Raw genomic sequence first — 16,410 nt, 5'->3', positions numbered from 1 at the left:
ACCCGAAGGGCCGGGCCCGTTTTAGCGCGATGCTGCGTTTCTCGATGGCTCATTTAGCTCACTAAACTTCGCATCTCGTGCCTTGCCTCGCGCTAAAACTGGCTCCGGCGCGGCCGCGAACGAAACGGGAACAGACCCTAGGATCACGCTGGCCATCAGCGCTGCTGCGCCGAGAGCGTAACCATGGACGCGGGCGTAAACCGGAAACAGCGACAGCACCACTGCATCGAAAAAAGCGAAAAACAGCACGCCGGTACACAAGGCGGGGGCTACCCGTAAAAAACCTAGCAGCGAGAAGCTCTGCTGCGCTTGCGCGTCGGTTTGCCCCCAGCCTGGTGGCAGGCAGCGTGCCGCTACGACCAAGGCAAGCAGGTTGGCCAGGGTGACGAGGATGACTGGCCAGGGGCTGTGCACACCGAACAGGCTGATCAAGAGCGGGCCAAGCAGTTGCACGCCGGTGAAACAGGCTGCATAGAGCGCGACAACTTGACCACGGCGCGCGTCGCTGCACAGTTCGTTGACCCAGGACTCGCCCAGAATCACCGTCACACCCATGCCCACTCCAAGCGTCAGGCGGGCCAGGACTAGCAAGGCCAGCGAGTCGGGTAGCCATTCCAGGGCGCTTGTGCTGAGGGCACAAAGCGTGAAACAGGTTAGGTACAGCGTGCGCCCGCAATAGCGCCGGAATAGCCAGTTCGTCGTCAGTGCCGCGAGGATCATGCCGGCGGCCGGCATGGCGCTTAATACCCCAATGGTCAGTGAGGCTGCGCCGCCCTCATGTAGTCGCAACGCCAGTAGCGGCAGGGTAGTGCCCATATTCAGTCCGATCACCGAAACGGCGAAGACCAGCACGCTTAACATTCCACGATTCATCGTTGTCGACTCCTGCCCGAGCCATCGCCAGGCACGCACAAAGCTAAAAGCGGGCGCACGCACGCTGGGTGCGGTACCCGATAAAGACGGTGAGGTGGTCGCCGGCAGGCGACCTAGGCGCTAGTGCTGGGCGGCGAGAAGGTGAAGGCGAACAACACGCTGCGGCGGCGGCGAAGCAGGCTGTCGCGCGGCCAAGTGCGTACCAGCAGCAGCGGAGCCGGCTGGGTAACGCGAGGCAGGGCGGTTGGCGACAGCATTGAGCGGGCCGGATGGGAAGGTGGGCGCTGAGTCTAAGCGATAGGGCTTTTCCACTCAATTGCCTATAACCGCGCGTTAGAGACTGTCTTTTAGGCAGTCGGCCGAGTAAGGTTGCCGCCGATGGTTCCGGTTCGCATTACGCTGCCGGATGAAAAGGGAACAAGGTACGGCGCTACGTCGCCAATGCCTTGGCTGCCCCCGCAACTGTAAGCGGCTAACAACGCCCATATGCCACTGGCTTGACTGCCGGGAAGGCGGGCGAGGTGTCATGCTGTGAGCCAGGAGACCTGCCATCGATTCGGGTGTTTATGCCCGCTCCTCTAAAACCGAATCGTCGCGCGGTGGGCGCGATACAAGGAATCTGTCATGCACATCGAACCAGGTGTCGTCGAAGGCACCAAACTGCTGCTCAGCTATGCAACTGCCGCAACCGCTTTTGGGCTTACCAGCAAGCTGGCGCTGGACAGCGTGCGCAACAATGGTGGCGCTGCTGCGCTGGCCCTACGCAGCCTGTTGACGACTGCGTTGGTGTTCTGTTTTTTTGAGGTCTTTCCGCATCAGGCTGTGGGCGTTTCGGAGGTGCATCTGATTCTCGGCTCGACCCTGTTTTTACTGTTTGGTGCCGGTGCAACGGCGATCGGCCTGGCTGCTGGGCTGTTGCTGCAAGGGCTGTTTTTCGCGCAGTTTGACCTGCCGCAATACGGCATGAACGTGACCACGCTGCTGGTGCCGTTGTGGGGCATAAGTGAGCTGGCCAAGCGCATCCTGCCGGCGCGTACCGCTTACGTGGATACCTCCTACAAGCAAGCGCTGATGCTCTCGACTGCCTATCAGGGCGGCATCGTTGCCTGGGTGGCGTTCTGGGCTTTCTATGGTCATGGCTTCTCGCTGGACAACGCGTCGGCGGTAGGTTCGTTTGGCGTGGCCTACATGAGCGTCATCCTGATTGAGCCGTTGATCGATCTAGGCGTATTGGCTGGGGCCAAGGCGCTGGCGCGTTACAGCAAAGGGCCGCTGTTCAACGTGCGTCTGCACCAGCCAGCCTGACAATCCGTTTGGCGCTCTAGCGCATTGGTCTGGAGTGAGCACAGGGCGACGCCAAGGCCTATGCCTGTCGCCCTTTAAACAGGCAAGATAAGCGCATTCAGTCCGCTAGGAAGATGCGCTGTGAAAGTCTGCTCCAGTGAGTTCGTCGTTGCCCATACTCCCGAAGAGGCGGTTGACCGCCTCGCTGCTCTGCATGAGCAGGCCACCAGCGCGCTGAGTCAGGCGCTCAAGCAGTACCTCAAAACGCGCGCCAAGCCCGATGCGGCGCAGCAATGTCAGTTCCGTTATCCCGAGTTGCGCCTGATTTACAGCTGTCAGGGCGAGGCGGCGACTACTGTGCGCGCCTATGCCAAGGTGCAGGTGCCGGGTACTTACAGTGTCACCGTGACCCACCCGGCGGCCTTCCGTAAATACCTACTTGAGCAGCTACGCCCGCTGATGAGCGACTTCACCGTGCAGGTTGAAGTGGGTTTGAGTGAGCAGAATATTCCTTATCCCTACGTGGTTGAGCAGGGTGATGAGCTGGCCGGCTCCGGGGTAACTGCCGCCGAACTGGCGCGGGTCTTCCCCAGTACTGACCTGTCTGCCGCCACCGATGGCACTGCCGACGGGCTGTACGACTGGGAAAATACCGACCCGCTGCCGCTGGCGTTGTTCGATGCGGCGCGGGTGGATTTCTCCCTGCGGCGCTTGGTGCATTACACCGGCAGCGACTGGCGGCATGTGCAGCCGTGGATTTTGCTGACCAACTATCACCGTTATGTTGACCAGTTCATCCGCCATGGCCTGGACATGTTGGTGGGCGATTCGCGCTTCCAGCGCATGGTGTTGCCGGGCAATGTGGTGATCAAACGCGGCATGGCCGAAGGTGAGATGCAGGCCATTATCGAAACGGTGGTCTGGCACCGCTATCAAATGCCGGCCTATCACCTGCAGGGTGAACAGCCCGGCGATGGCATCACCTTGGTGAATATTGGCGTGGGGCCGTCTAACGCGAAGAACATCACCGACCACCTGGCCGTGCTGCGTCCGCATTGCTGGCTGATGATCGGCCACTGCGGCGGCCTGCGTCAGTCGCAGACCATCGGCGATTACGTACTGGCTCATGCTTACATGCGTCGCGACGGCATTCTTGACCGCGTACTGCCGCCGAATATCCCGTTGCCGGCCCTGGCCGAAGTGCAGCAGGCGTTGCAGGAAGCCGCCAAGCAGGTCACTGGCGAGCAAGGCGATGAGCTGAAGAAACGCCTGCGCACCGGCACTGTGCTGACCTATGACGACCGCAACTGGGAGCTGCGCTGGGCCCAGGAGCGCCCGCTCATCAACCTGTCGCGCGCTGTAGCGGTGGACATGGAAAGCGGCACCATCGCCGCGCAGGGTTATCGCCTGCGCGTGCCTTACGGCACCTTGCTGTGTGTATCGGACAAACCGCTGCACAGTGAGATCAAGCTGCCGGGTGCGGCGGGAGCGTTCTACGAGCGCGCCGTCACCCAGCACTTGCACATTGGCATCACCGCGCTCGACCTGCTGCGCAACCAGCTCAACTCGCTGCACTCACGTAAGCTGCGCAGCTTCGACGAACCGCCGTTCCGTTGATGCTGCAGGTGTCAGCACAGGCGTAGGTGCAAGATCGGAAATGGCCGCCCGCCGCCATCCAGCGGTGAGCGGCTTTTCACCACAAAGCCTCGACTCAGATAGAACCCCAGCGCTTTGGGGTTCTGTTCGTTTACGTCCACTTGAGTTGCACCCAGATGGGTCACAGCGTGGTTGAGCAGTGCGCTGCCAACGCCTGTTGCGTGGTGTAGTGGGTCGACAAAAAGCATCTCTATATTGCCTTCGGCATAGCCGAGAAAGCCCACAACCTCGCCATCTTTGCCGCGCACGCAGCTGAGGGCTACTTGAGGAAAGTACTGTTCTATTAACAGCGGCTTGAGCAGCTGAATGTCGTGCTCTTCGAGAAAGTCATGGGTAGCGCGTACGGCAGCCTCCCAAACCTCAAGCAGGCGAGGGAGGTCAGCGGTTCGAGGTGTTTCGATCTGATGTGGCATGTAGGTGCGCTGGTGCTGTCAGACTGGGGGCAAATCATGCCGTTGATTTGCCCCTCCTGTCACTTGCTGGCGTCGAGTACCACGCGGTAGCGCGCTTTACCGGCGCGTAGGTGGTCGATGGCGTCGTTGACCTTGCTCATGGGGAAGTGTTCGACCTGCGGCAGGATTTGATGGCGTGCGCAGAACTCAAGCATCTTCGCCATATTGGCCGGTGAGCCAACGGGCGAGCCAGACAGACTCTTCTGTTTCGGAATCAGGTTGAACACATGCACCGGGATCGCGCTCGGTACGATGCCGACAAAGTGCAGGCGACCTTTGCCGCGCAGGGTGCCGATAATCGCGCTCCAGTCCAGGTCAGCGCTGGCGGTCACCAAAAGGAAATCCAGGCTGCCGGCAATCGCTTTTAGTGCAGCGCTGTCGGTGGAGGCGACTACCTTGTGTGCGCCCAAGCGCTTGGCTTCGTCCTGCTTGCTCAGCGATGAGGTGAAGGCGGTGACTTCGCAGCCCCAGGCATTGAGAAATCCTAAGGCGAGGTGACCGAGACCACCGATGCCGACCACGCCGACTTTATCGGTGGGTTTCACATCGAAATCCAGCAACGGGCTGAACACTGTGGAACCGGCGCAGAACAGCGGGCCGACCAAGGCTGGGTCGAGACCTTCCGGCAGTGGTACGGCCCAGGCCCAGTGGCTGCGCAGGCGGTCGGCGAAACCGCCGTTGCTGCCGACAATCGTCGGCTTCACCGTGCCGCAGAGCTGATGCGAGCCCTCCATGCAGGAGCTGCAGTGCATGCAGCTGCCCTTGTACCAGCCGATACCGACGCGCTGGCCGAGCTTGAGTCCGCGGGCTTGTTCGCCCAGGCGGACGATGGTGCCGACCACTTCATGGCCGGGGATAAAGGGGTAGCGCGCATTGCCCCATTCGTTGTCTATCATCGATTGGTCGGAGTGACAGATGCCGCAGTATTCCACCGCTACTTCAACGTCTTCAGCGCCCAGTGGGCCTGGGTCATAACTATGCGGTTCGAGGGGCGCGCCGGGGGCTTTGGCGGCCCAGCCGGTAAAGGTTTCGACGATGGATGCGGACGAACTCATAACAATGGCCTCGGGACGGGAAACACAATCTTGCCAGCATAGCCCGCTACGTCGGTGAAGGCTGTGCGGATCACTCAGCCTGATAGTCCAACCTTGGCCTCGGTTACACTGGCCGCTTCGTAACCTGCTGCTGGATCGCCTATGTCACGCTCACCTCGCCCTGCGTCTTCTCGTCCGCACAGCGGCAAACCTGCCGTGCGCCGTGTTGCCAAGGCGCCACCCGCCGAGCCACGGTTGCTGCTGCTGAATAAGCCCTTCGACGTGCTGACCCAGTTCAACGACGAGCAGGGCCGCGCCACGCTCAAAGATTTTGTCGATGTGCCCGGCGTCTATCCGGCGGGCCGGCTAGATCGTGACAGCGAAGGGCTGTTGTTGCTGACCAATGATGGCGGCCTGCAGGCACGCATCGCCGATCCCAAGCACAAACTGGCGAAAACCTACTGGGTGCAGGTCGAGGGCGAACCGAGCGCGGCGCAGTTGCAGCAGCTGCGCGATGGTGTGCAGCTTAATGATGGGCCGACCTTGCCAGCTGAAGCGCGTTTGCTTGACGAGCCGCAGCTGTGGGAGCGCACCCCGCCGGTACGCTTTCGCAAGAGTATTCCCACTGCGTGGCTGGAATTGGTGATTCGTGAGGGGCGTAATCGGCAGGTGCGGCGCATGACTGCCGCTGTGGGTTTGCCGACCTTACGTCTGGTGCGGGTGCGTATTGGCCCGTTCAGCCTGGAGGGCTTGCAGCCGGGGCAGTGGCGTGAAGTACCAGCCCGGCTCGATTGATCAGTAGCCGGCTTTGATGACGGCGATGCCTTTGTCTAGCACTGCATTCCACGCGCTGCGGGTTTCGCTGCAATATTCTGGGTCATGCTCGCTAATGGTCAGCAGTAAGGCTTGTTGCCAAAGATCATAAAGTTCTGGGCGAATGTCCATGGCGGCGCGTGAATGGCTGCAGCCGAGTGCGCGCAGCTTAGTGTCAGGCATGCCACGGGCGTGCATAACCAAGTTGAGAATGCCTTGGCGCAATAGCAGTTTTTGTCCGCTCATATCGGTGTTGGCGAATTTGCCGCGTACTTCTGGCGAGCTGGCGAGGAAGTGCCGGTAAAAACTGTCGAAAAAATCTGGGCTGGCACAGCAGCGTCCGTAGCTCTGCATTACGCGATCTGTAGCGTTCATGGTTTCTCCTGAAAAAAGCCTGCCCGCGCCGCATGGTTGTGCAGCTCGGATTAATTGCGTTGGGAGGGGCGGTTAGATGCCTTCCAGACCGGCGATGACGAAGGTTTTGATGATAAAGCCCAGTACGCCCAAACCCAGGGCCAGGAACAGAATCATGGTGCCGAAGCGACCTGCCTTGGATTTCTTGGCCAGGTCCCAGACGATAAACGCCATAAATAGCACCAGGCCGCCAACCAGCACGGTCATCATCAGTTCTTCAAACGCTTCGGTTTCCATCGCAACCTCGATTGGCGATAACAGGCTGTGCCGCCAGCCAGGGCAGGAGGTGGACGATGCGATTTTATAGTGTGGGCACAAGGCCCTTATGAGTGGTTCGCACAAGGCACAGCAAAACGCTGGCGATTATACGCCTTTGCACTGCTGCGCTGCGATGCGCGTTTAGTCGAACGCTGGCCTCAGCTGCGCAAATGCTGCAGCGGTAACTGGGTGCTGGAGAGGATTTGCTGCAAGACGAAGCTGGAGCGCACGCTGGATACACCTTCGATGCGGGTCAGCGTGCCGAGCAGTAGCTTTTGATAGTGATCCATGTCCGGCACCACCACCTTGAGTTGATAGTCCGCGTCCATGCCGGTCACGAGGCAGCATTCGAGCACTTCCGGGCATTTGCGGATTTCTTCCTGAAAATGCTCAAAGCGTTCCGGCGTGTGTCGGTCCATGCCGATTAGTACATAGGCCGTAAGCGTCAGGCCCAGCTGTTTGCGGTCGAGCAGGGCGACCTGGCTGAGGATATAGCCGTCATCCTGCAGTTGTTTGACCCGGCGCGAGCAGGGTGAGGGTGACAGGCCGATGCGTTCGGCCAAGTCCTGATTAGACAGCGTGGCATCGCGCTGTAATTCGGCGAGGATGTTTAGGTCGTAACGATCAAGTTTGTTCATTTTTGGAGGTCTTTTATTTTTAATTGCTGTTTAGCATGCACTTAGGGTTATTAATTGCGCAAGTGGTAGTTATGTCAGCAATATTCGCAATTTTTCGCTGCGCTGGCAGGCGTAAGCTTTACCCAAGTTCAAGGCCCGGACGACATGTCCAGCCGTCTCGCCCAATCAGGTGAGCGGTCGCCGCCGATCCCACCGGATCGTCACGGCTCCCGGGTCCGCACTGCCCAACCAGGCAGGCGAAGAAAAGGCGTTACCATCGCCACAATGACGGACACGCAAAAAAGGGGAAGGCCTGCAGGCCTTCCCCTTTTTTGTGTCCGCCATCCTTGGCGGGCACCCTGCGGGCCGTCGCTGCGCGACGTCAAAAATTGCTCCAGGCAATTTTTTGTTGCCTGCTAGTTGCCCTTACGCGGCCGGTGCAGGCTTAACCACGCTACTGGGGTCGGCATGCACCAGCACTTCAGCGCGTGGGAATTCACCGCGAATGGCGTTCTCTACTTGGTCGCACAAGCTGTGGGCCTCCTGCAGGCTCAGTTCGCCGGGCAGCTCGACATGCAGCTGAACGAACCAGTGTGTCCCGGACAGGCGCGTGCGCAGATCATGGGCTCCCAGTACGCCAGGCACTGCACAGGCCAAGTTGTGCATCTGCTCACTGATCTCTGGGTCGAGCTCTTTATCCATCAGCACGGTTGCGGCTTCGCGGACGATGCTGATGGCGCTCCAAAAGATATACAGCGCAATGCCGATGCCAAAGAGGGCGTCCATTTGTGGCCAGCCGTAACTGGCAAGCAGCAGCGCTAGAAGGATGCTGCTGTTGAGCAACAAGTCCGAGCGATAGTGCAGTGAGTCGGCACGAATCGCCGTGGAGCCGGTCTGGCGCACGACATAGTGCTGGAACATCAGCAGGGCAATGGTCACCACCAGCGACAGCAGCATCACGGCGATACCCAGGGCAGGAGCGCCAATGGGTTCGGGATGCAGCAAGCGGTCAATGGCGTGACTACCAACCAGCAATGCGCTGGCCCCGATAAACAACGCTTGCCCAAGGCCCGCCAGGGCTTCGGCCTTACCGTGACCGTAACGGTGATCGTCATCGGCTGGGCGCAGGGCGTAGTGCACGGCAATCAGGTTGAGCAACGAAGCGGCCCCATCAAGCAGGGAGTCGGTCAGGCCAGCCAGCAGGCTGACCGAGCCACTGAGCCACCAGGCAATAGCTTTGGCCAGCGCCAGGGTGAGTGCCGCAGCCAAGGCGGCGAAGGTCGCCAGACGCATCAGGCGGGCATGTTGTGGCGATATGTTCACGGAGTATCCAGAAAGGTGCCTGTGACGGCGGGCGTGGTTACACAACTATAACCATGCAGGGCGCACGCCAGTAATACGACTGCGCAAGTCTGGCAAGCAAGTGACGTCTATGGGCTATCTCTTAACATCACTCATTCCACTTGCCGGCCAGCTTGCGCTGCAGCGTGTTGGCCGTTAAGCGGCAGGGCGTAAACCGTAAGAGGCCAACTGCTCGACACTGCCGCTGTGTTGGATCAGGCGCGGGTCATCCAGCGGTAGGCTGTGGCCGGTTTGCACTTCAATCAACGCCTTGAGTTTGAGCGGGTCGATCTTGCCATCAGCATCGACCAGGTTCTGCAGGTCTTGTGGGTCAATCTGCGAGGTGAGGCCGCCAGGTAGATAAATCGCGCCAGTGGCGAAGTCGATACCGAAAGCGATTAGCCCGGGAATCACATAGAAGAGGATGCCGATGGCATTAAGTCCTGCTACCACTGGGTCAATGCGGCCCTCGATCTGGCCACGACGCTCTGGAAAGAACAGGGTGCCGCAAGCGGTTAGTTGAGTGAGCAAGGTGGCAACGAGAAGACCACCGATGACGCGGGTGTGAGTGCGCATTGAACATCTCCATAGAAAAGTGGCGCAACTATACCAATGCCTGTATTGCAATGCCGTTGCGTCAGGCGCTATCGCTGCATTTTACGTTGATCATCGCCTGCAACTGAGACACCGCGAATACCTGCCAGGTTCGCCGTTATAATCGAGCGCCTTGAATGGAGCCCGCATGAATTCCCTGCCTATTGATGTGCTGCTACCCGAACTGTGTCAGGCCCTAGCTCAGCGTGACGAGGCGGTTCTCGAAGCACCGCCCGGTGCCGGTAAAACTACCCGTGTGCCGCTGGCATTGTTGACGCAGCCCTGGCTGGCCGGGCAGAGCATTATCATGCTCGAACCCCGGCGTCTGGCGGCTCGTGCGGCGGCAGAACGCTTGGCCAGCGAGCTGGGTGAAGCAGTGGGGGAAACCGTCGGTTATCGTATCCGCCTGGACAGCAAGGTCGGCCCGCGTACGCGTATAGAAGTGGTCACTGAAGGCATTCTGGCGCGGCGTCTGCAGGATGACCCCGCCTTGGAAGGCGTCGGGCTGGTGATATTCGATGAATTTCACGAGCGCAATTTGGACGCTGACTTGGCCTTGGCGCTGTGCCTGAATGGCCGGGCGATGTTGCGTGGCGCGGACTCTGCTGAGCCGCCGCTGAAAGTGCTGCTGATGTCTGCGACGTTAGAAGGCGAGCGCCTGGCCGGTTTGCTGGGCGATGCGCCGGTGCTGCGCAGTGAAGGGCGGATGTTCCCGGTGGACATGCGCTGGGGCGCACCCTGGCAGACGGGCGAGTGGCTTGAGCCAAAAGTGCTACAGGCGGTGTTGCAAGCGCTGGCTGATGAGCCAGGTAGCGTGCTGGTGTTTCTGCCTGGGCAGGCGGAGATTCGCCGGGTTAATGAACAGCTTGAAGAGGCCTTGCGCGATCGCCGCGATATTCTGCTCTGCCCGCTGCATGGCGAACTGGACCTTAGCGCTCAGCGTGCGGCCATCGAACCGGCTCCTGCGGGGCAGCGCAAGGTGGTGCTGGCGACCAATATCGCCGAAACCAGCTTGACCATCGACGGTGTACGAGTGGTGATTGATGCCGGTCTGGCGCGGGTGCCGCGTTTTGATCCGAACAGTGGCATGACTCGCCTAGACACCCAGCGCATTTCCCGCGCCTCAGCCACTCAGCGCGGCGGGCGTGCCGGGCGTTTGCAGCCGGGCGTCTGCTATCGCCTGTGGTCGCAGGCACAGCATGAGCAATTGGCTGCCTATGGCACGGCGGAAATTCTCCAGGCCGACCTTGCCGGTTTGGCCTTGCAGTTGGTGCGCTGGGGTGTGCAGCCGGCTGAGTTGGTTTGGCTTGATCCGCCGCCTGCTGCTGCCTATGCCCAGGCGCTGGATTTGCTGGCGCGCTTGGGCGCGGTGGATGCTCAGGGCAAATTGACCGCTCACGGCCAGGCGATGGCCGAACTGCCGACTCATCCACGTATTGCTCATCTGCTGCTGCGCGGTCAGGAGCTCGGTCTGGGGCCATTGGCCTGTGATCTGGCGGCGTTGCTTGGCGAACGCGACATTCTGCGTGGCGCGGGGGCTGATCTGCACAGTCGGTTGGCGTTGCTGGCGGGTGAGTCGCAGGGTGCCCGGGGCGGCCAGGGCAGCGCGGCCCGAGGTGGGGTGCAGCGCGCTCGGCAGTTGGCCCGGCAGTTTCAGGGTTATCTCAAGCGTAGGCCCAGCCCGCAGGCCGTCAGCGATCCTCAACACCCGCGCTGGCTGGGAGCCTTGCTGGCGTTCGCCTACCCGGATCGCATCGCCCAGCAACGCCGTGAAGGCTGCGCGGAGTACCGCCTGGCCAATGGTCGTGCGGCGCTGTTTGCGCAAGTCGATGGCTTGATGAAACACGCTTGGTTGGTGGTAGCGGATTTGGGTAGCCGTCAGGGCCAGCGCGAAGAGCGCATCTATTTGGCTGCCGAGTTGGACCCGCTGCTGTTCGATGGAGTGCTGGCTGAGCAGGTCAACAACCTGGATGTACTGGATTGGGATGAGCGTGAAGGGGCGTTGCGGGCCGAGCGCCAGCGCAAAGTCGGTGAGCTGGTGCTGGCGCGTGAGGCACTGACTGGCCTGACTGCACAGCAGCGCAGTCAGGCCATGCTTGGTCTGGTGCAGCGTAAAAGCCTGGCACTGCTGCCCTGGACGCCGGAGCTGCGCCAGTGGCAAGCGCGGGTGGCGTTGCTGCGCGAGTTGGAGCTTGCCGCTACGGGTACGAGCGAGTGGCCGGAGGTCAGTGATGCTGCCTTGCTGGCAACCCTGGAACACTGGTTGCAGCCTTATCTGCATAACGTCACCCGGCTCAGCCACTTCGCCAACCTGGACTTGTCCAGCATCCTCCACAATCTGCTGCCCTGGCCGCTGCCGCAGCGTCTGGACGAGCTGGCTCCGCGTAGCCTGCCGGTGCCCTCGGGCTCGCGCATCGGCTTGGATTACAGCGAGCAACCACCGGTGTTGGCGGTGCGTCTGCAGGAGTTGTTTGGTTTGGCTGATACGCCGCGTATTGCCGGCGGTCGACAGGTGGTCAAACTGCATCTGTTGTCGCCTGCGCGGCGGCCGGTGCAAGTGACTCAAGATTTGGCCAACTTCTGGCGCAGCACCTATGCCGAGGTAAAGAAAGACCTCAAGGGTCGTTATCCCAAGCACTATTGGCCGGATGATCCGCTAATTGCTGAGCCCACTGCGCGCGCCAAGCCGCGCAAGTAGGCTTAGTTTGTGCTGGGCTGCACATGGCCGCTTCTGCCTGTTGCGATGGTCGGCATAACAGGCTGTAGTAACGGGCGTGTGGTAGCTGGCGTTTCGTAACAGGGAGCAGGTTATGTACCGCAAGGTGTTTGCCAATAAGGTGTTTGACCGCAAGGTGGTAGTGATTACGGGTGGCTGCGCCGGCATTGGTCGTGCTCTGGCGATGCGTTTGGCTCAGGCCGGTGCGCGCCTGGTGATCTTTGATCTGCAGCAGCAGGCGCTCGATAGCTTGGTGCAACACCTGGCCGATCACCATAATGCCGAAGCCCTTGGCGTGCTCTGCGATGTGGCCGATGCTGCGGCGGTTGAACGGGCGATGGCGCTGACTGTCGAGCGTTTTGGCGGTATCGATGTACTGGTCAACAACGCCGGGATCACCCACCGCAGCAGCTTTGCAGATACTGAGTTGGCAGTGTTCCAGCGGATCATGGCGGTCAACTACTTCGGTGCGCTGCATTGCACCAAGGCCGCGCTACCCAGCCTGATTGCCCGGGGCGGGCAGATTATCGTGCTCAGTTCGCTATCGGGGTTTACCCCGCTGCTTTATCGCAGCGCCTACAACGCCAGCAAGCATGCCCTGCATGGGCTGTTTGAAACCCTGCGTTATGAGCTGAAAGGTTCCGGGGTCAACGTGATGCTGGTATGCCCCGGCTTTACCGCTACTGATCTGCGCAAGAATGCCTTGGTGGGTGACGGTTCGGTGGCTGCGCAACCGCCGCTGGCCATGGGCAAGGTGGCCTCGCCGCAGGACGTTGCTGAGGCAATCTATCGCGGTGCGTTGAAGCGTCGTCGGCTGCTGGTGCTGTCCAACGTCGACTGGCGTGCACGGGTGTTGGCGCGGTTCTTTCCACGAGTTTTCGAGCGCGTGCTGCTGCCGCGTTTGTCTGGTTTGAAAGTCCGGCGTAGTGGGCTGTTTTAATGCGCTCGGCGTAGCGCGTTTGGCGGGTGCTGGTCGCTAAGCTATATGGCACGCGCAGTTGGGGTGGGTTTAATCAACGTCAGGCTGGGTACTGCGCAGCATAAATAGGCGAAACAGCACGACGCTTGAGAATAGTTGCAGGAAGCGACTTGTGCAGCCCAGCAGCAGACTGGCCAGCGTGCCCTCGGCAAATAGTGGGCTGGATTGAATCCAGGCGTCGAGTAGCCACAACGGCAGCATGGCCATCAGGATGCAAGTCAGCATGGGCCAGAAGTAACCACTGCTCATGGTGAAACTTTCATGCAGCGACTTCAGTGGACTCAGGCCGCGCAGTACCAGCAGGTACTCGGCAAATGCCAGTTTGACCATCAGCCAGAGCCCCGGCAGAACAAACAAGGACGCGCCAAGCAGAATTGCCAGGGTGTTAAGGCCTGTCAGCAGGGCAAAGCTAGGCCACAGGCGTAGGCCCGCGGCCAGCAGGTCAAGGCCGCGTGGCTGCAAGCCATTGCTGCGTGCGTCGAGGAACAGAATCAGTGCTGCGCTGTACAGCGGGTAGAACAGCAGCCCTGCCAATAATCGCCATGTGGCCGCCGATTCATCCGCCGCCAAGCTGCTGACCTGTTGTAGCAACACGCCTTCGAGGATGATCAGTGGCAGGCATAGGCGGGTGATGGCCGGCAGGTTGTGGCTGAAGAAGTACCAGGAATCACGTAATACAGAGAGCGGGGTCATGGCAGGTGCGCATTGAGGAGGGCAGCCGCCACTCTAGCCGATTGATCTCGGGTGCTCCAATTGATGCCGGCTCTGCAAGGGTTCACCTTCTGGCATACTGCCCAGCGCTTATGCCCTGCTATGAGGATTGCCGGTGAAGAAGATCGCCGTATTCGCCGATGTACAGAACCTCTATTACACGGTGCGGCAGGCCTATGCTTGCCACTTCAACTACGCCGCGTTGTGGGCTGATATCAGCCAACGCGGGCAGATTGTGGAAGCCTATGCCTATGCCATCGATCGGGGGGATCATAAGCAACAGCAGTTTCAGCAGATCCTGCGTAACCTCGGTTTTACCGTAAAGCTCAAACCCTATATCCAGCGTAGCGACGGTTCGGCCAAGGGCGATTGGGATGTCGGCATTACCATCGACATCATGGACGCCGCGCCACGCGTGGATGAAGTGGTGCTGGCCTCGGGCGATGGCGATTTTGATCTGCTGCTGGAGAAAATCCGCAGCAGCCATGGCGTCGAGGCTGTTGCCTATGGCGTGCCGGGGCTGACCGCGCAATCGCTGGTACGCGCAGCCAGTCGCTATGTGCCGATCGACGGCGCATTGCTGTTGAGAAATTGATTAATGCTTGCCGATTCCATCGCTGTACTCGACTTTGAAACCACTGGTATGTCACCGGCCCAGCAGGCCCGTGCTACAGAAATTGGCGTGGTGATTGTCGAGGGCGGGCAGATTGTCGCCCGCTATCAGAGCCTGATGAACAGTGGTGCCTGGGTGCCGCCGTTTATTGAGCAGCTCACGGGTATCAGCAACGCCATGCTGCGCAGCGCGCCGCCTGCCGCGCAGGTGATGCAGGAAGTCGCCGAGTTTGTCGGCGAGCGCCCGCTGCTGGCGCATAACGCCAGCTTCGACCAGAAGTTCTGGGATGCCGAGTTAGCGCTGATCCGTCGTCGTCGGGTACAGCCGTTTGCTTGTTCCTTGTTGTTGTCGCGGCGTTTGCTGCCACTGGCTCCCAGCCACAAATTGGGCAACCTCAATCGCTGGGCCGGCCTGCCGGATACCGGCAAGGCGCACCGGGCGTTGGCCGATGCGGAGATGGCCGCCAATCTGACCTGTTTTATGGCGGCTCTGCTGCGTGAGCGCCACGGGATTGCTGATATTTCCCATGAGTTGCTGTGCAACCTGCAGCGGGTGCCGGCAGCCAAGATGTCGCAAGCCTTGCAGAAAATCCGCGATCACGCGTTTGGCTGAAGTAAAGCCCAGGGGCTGTTGCCGTTTCACTCGCGGCAACGCGGCTCGCGATGAAACGGCAACAGACCCTAGCAGCTTGTTACATCTGTAAGCCGAGCTGATGGCATGGCTGGATTAAGCTGGTCGGGCGCATATCCCTGCGTCTTCTCGGCAGAGGCATCAAGCATGTTCGGTTTGTTTAAAAGCGATCCCGTAAAAAAGCTGCGCAAGCAATACAGCGCCAAATTGGAAGAGGCCATGCTCGCTCAGCGCAATGGTGATATCCGCAGTTATGCCACGTTGAGCGAGGAGGCGCAGGAGCTGTGGGCCCAGCTTGAGCCGCTGGAGCGCGCCAAGCCCTGATAAGCATCGCGGGGAAATAAAAAAGGCTGCCTAGGGCAGCCTTTTGCATTTCTGCGTGCGTTCAATTATTCGCCAGCTTCTGCTCGTACTGGGCGAGCATCTTCTTCGCTTGGGCCACTTCCAGTGCTTCCATGGCGTTGATCGGTTTGATCGCCACGGCGAGCTTGAGGTGTTGCAAGGCTTTAGCCTGTTCATCGTCGCCATACACGTAGGTCAGGGCGTTGGCATATTCATAATGGCCGATGGGCAGGTTGTCCTGGGCCTTGAAGCTACTGCTGAAGTACTTCTCCATTTTGTCGGCGCTGACCCCATAGGTCATGCGTCCGACTAACTTGCCAACCTTGCGGATCACTCCAGCTTCATAGCCGCCATACAGCGCCAAGGCGTAAGGCTGCTGCGGATGTTTGGCGAGCAGGGCATTGAGTTCTTCGGGGATTTGCGAGGTGTAGCCGCGCTTGAGCACTACCGGCACTGAAAGCTCTTCGCCCAGGCGCGCTTTAGCGTAAATACGGCCGAATTGAGCCACGGTATCTGCTTGTACCAGCTCGCCAGCCTGGTCGGTGTAGCTGATCACTTCTTCCAGTAGTTTGTGCTTCTCGGCCTGGTCGGGGACTAGAAACATGGCGTACACCACTTGAGCTAGCATCGCTGGCACCTGGCCGCCAATGCCCAGCGCCAGTCCCTGTTGCTTCGCTTCGGCGAAGTCGCCACGGAACGTCAAGCGCCAGACATCCTGCAATTTCTCAGCGTATACCTTGGCTTCTTCCGGCTTACCGGTAAAGCCGGTATTGGCCAGTACGGTTTTCTCCAGCGCTTGTGGGTAGCTGGTAGCCATGTTTATTACCCATTCGGCGTCGGGGAAGGGGTAGTCGGAACCAAAGCCGCGGGTTAGTTGCGGCCAGGCCTGGCGAAGCTTGTCGCCCGAGTAGTCGTAGGCGCTTTGGTCGTAAGGGAAGGGGTTCCAGTTGTCAGCGGCTACAGCACTGAAACTACAGGCGGCAAGTAGGGCAATAAAAGTGCGACGCATGGTGGGACCTGATTGTTGTTGTATGTATGCCCAGATCATAGAACGCTAGCGTTTGTGTCCCACCTATCCAAGGA

At 60.0% G+C, this 16,410-nt stretch carries 19 protein-coding genes and 1 riboswitch; of the genes, 8 read left to right on the top strand and 11 right to left on the bottom strand.

What is annotated here, in order from left to right:
• Nucleotides 1-21: 21 nt before the first annotated feature.
• Nucleotides 22-873 (bottom strand): MFS transporter, encoded by an 852-nt coding sequence (locus VCA57_RS10805; protein ID WP_411185021.1) that lies wholly within the window; start codon nt 871-873, stop codon nt 22-24.
• A gap of 113 nt (nt 874-986) precedes the next feature.
• Complete coding sequence (locus VCA57_RS10800) at nt 987-1,130, bottom strand: hypothetical protein (protein WP_411185020.1); 144 nt, start codon at nt 1,128-1,130, stop codon at nt 987-989.
• A gap of 105 nt (nt 1,131-1,235) precedes the next feature.
• Nucleotides 1,236-1,441: riboswitch (cobalamin riboswitch) on the top strand.
• Nucleotides 1,442-1,497: 56 nt separating this feature from the next.
• Here VCA57_RS10800 and VCA57_RS10795 point away from each other — a divergent pair.
• Complete coding sequence (locus tag VCA57_RS10795) at nt 1,498-2,178, top strand: energy-coupling factor ABC transporter permease (protein WP_411185018.1); 681 nt, start codon at nt 1,498-1,500, stop codon at nt 2,176-2,178.
• Nucleotides 2,179-2,298: 120 nt separating this feature from the next.
• Nucleotides 2,299-3,774 (top strand): AMP nucleosidase, encoded by a 1,476-nt coding sequence (gene amn / locus VCA57_RS10790; protein ID WP_411185016.1) that lies wholly within the window; start codon nt 2,299-2,301, stop codon nt 3,772-3,774.
• An 11-nt stretch (nt 3,775-3,785) separates the two neighbouring features.
• Here the strand turns inward: amn and VCA57_RS10785 are convergent, their stop codons facing one another.
• Both VCA57_RS10785 and VCA57_RS10780 read right to left on the bottom strand, forming a co-directional pair.
• The gene (locus VCA57_RS10785) at nt 3,786-4,226 is read right to left on the bottom strand and encodes a GNAT family N-acetyltransferase (protein ID WP_411185015.1); all 441 of its coding nucleotides are present in this window, start codon (nt 4,224-4,226) and stop codon (nt 3,786-3,788) included.
• A gap of 59 nt (nt 4,227-4,285) precedes the next feature.
• Nucleotides 4,286-5,320: an NAD(P)-dependent alcohol dehydrogenase gene (locus VCA57_RS10780; protein WP_411185013.1), complete on the bottom strand. Its 1,035-nt coding sequence runs from the start codon at nt 5,318-5,320 to the stop codon at nt 4,286-4,288.
• Between the two features lie 141 nt (nt 5,321-5,461).
• Between VCA57_RS10780 and VCA57_RS10775 the strand changes: the two genes are divergently transcribed.
• Nucleotides 5,462-6,094 (top strand): pseudouridine synthase, encoded by a 633-nt coding sequence (locus VCA57_RS10775; protein WP_411185012.1) that lies wholly within the window; start codon nt 5,462-5,464, stop codon nt 6,092-6,094.
• On the opposite strand, the gene VCA57_RS10770 is transcribed toward VCA57_RS10775, so the two are convergent.
• The 5 genes from VCA57_RS10770 to VCA57_RS10750 all read right to left on the bottom strand — a co-directional run bounded on the left by VCA57_RS10770 (nt 6,095) and on the right by VCA57_RS10750 (nt 9,318).
• Nucleotides 6,095-6,487, bottom strand: a complete 393-nt coding sequence (locus tag VCA57_RS10770) for a globin (RefSeq protein ID WP_411185010.1) — start codon at nt 6,485-6,487, stop codon at nt 6,095-6,097.
• A gap of 72 nt (nt 6,488-6,559) precedes the next feature.
• Nucleotides 6,560-6,763 carry a DUF2788 domain-containing protein gene (locus VCA57_RS10765; protein ID WP_411185009.1) on the bottom strand — a complete coding sequence of 68 codons (204 nt, stop codon included), beginning with the start codon at nt 6,761-6,763 and terminating at the stop codon, nt 6,560-6,562.
• Nucleotides 6,764-6,942: 179 nt separating this feature from the next.
• Complete coding sequence (locus VCA57_RS10760) at nt 6,943-7,422, bottom strand: Lrp/AsnC family transcriptional regulator (RefSeq protein ID WP_411185008.1); 480 nt, start codon at nt 7,420-7,422, stop codon at nt 6,943-6,945.
• Between the two features lie 405 nt (nt 7,423-7,827).
• On the bottom strand, nt 7,828-8,694 hold the full coding sequence (locus VCA57_RS10755; protein ID WP_411185030.1) for a cation diffusion facilitator family transporter: 867 nt from the start codon (nt 8,692-8,694) through the stop codon (nt 7,828-7,830).
• 204 nt (nt 8,695-8,898) lie between these two features.
• Entirely contained in the window at nt 8,899-9,318 is a 420-nt protein-coding gene (locus VCA57_RS10750; RefSeq protein WP_411185007.1) for a polyribonucleotide nucleotidyltransferase, read from the bottom strand.
• 166 nt (nt 9,319-9,484) lie between these two features.
• Between VCA57_RS10750 and hrpB the strand changes: the two genes are divergently transcribed.
• Nucleotides 9,485-12,034, top strand: a complete 2,550-nt coding sequence (gene hrpB / locus VCA57_RS10745) for an ATP-dependent helicase HrpB (protein WP_411185005.1) — start codon at nt 9,485-9,487, stop codon at nt 12,032-12,034.
• 112 nt (nt 12,035-12,146) lie between these two features.
• Nucleotides 12,147-12,992, top strand: a complete 846-nt coding sequence (locus tag VCA57_RS10740) for an SDR family oxidoreductase (RefSeq protein ID WP_411185004.1) — start codon at nt 12,147-12,149, stop codon at nt 12,990-12,992.
• 69 nt (nt 12,993-13,061) lie between these two features.
• Here the strand turns inward: VCA57_RS10740 and VCA57_RS10735 are convergent, their stop codons facing one another.
• Nucleotides 13,062-13,724 (bottom strand): hypothetical protein, encoded by a 663-nt coding sequence (locus VCA57_RS10735; protein ID WP_411185003.1) that lies wholly within the window; start codon nt 13,722-13,724, stop codon nt 13,062-13,064.
• A gap of 133 nt (nt 13,725-13,857) precedes the next feature.
• Here VCA57_RS10735 and VCA57_RS10730 point away from each other — a divergent pair, with 133 nt between their 5' ends.
• The 3 genes from VCA57_RS10730 (at nt 13,858) to VCA57_RS10720 (ending at nt 15,309) form a co-directional block, all read left to right on the top strand.
• Nucleotides 13,858-14,337: an NYN domain-containing protein gene (locus VCA57_RS10730; RefSeq protein WP_411185002.1), complete on the top strand. Its 480-nt coding sequence runs from the start codon at nt 13,858-13,860 to the stop codon at nt 14,335-14,337.
• A gap of 3 nt (nt 14,338-14,340) precedes the next feature.
• Nucleotides 14,341-14,967 carry a PolC-type DNA polymerase III gene (locus VCA57_RS10725; RefSeq protein WP_411185001.1) on the top strand — a complete coding sequence of 209 codons (627 nt, stop codon included), beginning with the start codon at nt 14,341-14,343 and terminating at the stop codon, nt 14,965-14,967.
• A 165-nt stretch (nt 14,968-15,132) separates the two neighbouring features.
• Nucleotides 15,133-15,309 (top strand): DUF6435 family protein, encoded by a 177-nt coding sequence (locus tag VCA57_RS10720; protein WP_411185000.1) that lies wholly within the window; start codon nt 15,133-15,135, stop codon nt 15,307-15,309.
• Nucleotides 15,310-15,370: 61 nt separating this feature from the next.
• Here VCA57_RS10720 and VCA57_RS10715 read toward each other — a convergent pair whose 3' ends face one another.
• Nucleotides 15,371-16,336: a hypothetical protein gene (locus VCA57_RS10715; RefSeq protein ID WP_411184999.1), complete on the bottom strand. Its 966-nt coding sequence runs from the start codon at nt 16,334-16,336 to the stop codon at nt 15,371-15,373.
• Nucleotides 16,337-16,410 lie beyond the last annotated feature (74 nt).

Source organism: Pseudomonas sp. (assembly GCF_046581935.1).
GTDB lineage: Bacteria > Pseudomonadota > Gammaproteobacteria > Pseudomonadales > Pseudomonadaceae > Aquipseudomonas.
This window is presented reverse-complemented; position numbering and strand designations above follow the sequence as displayed.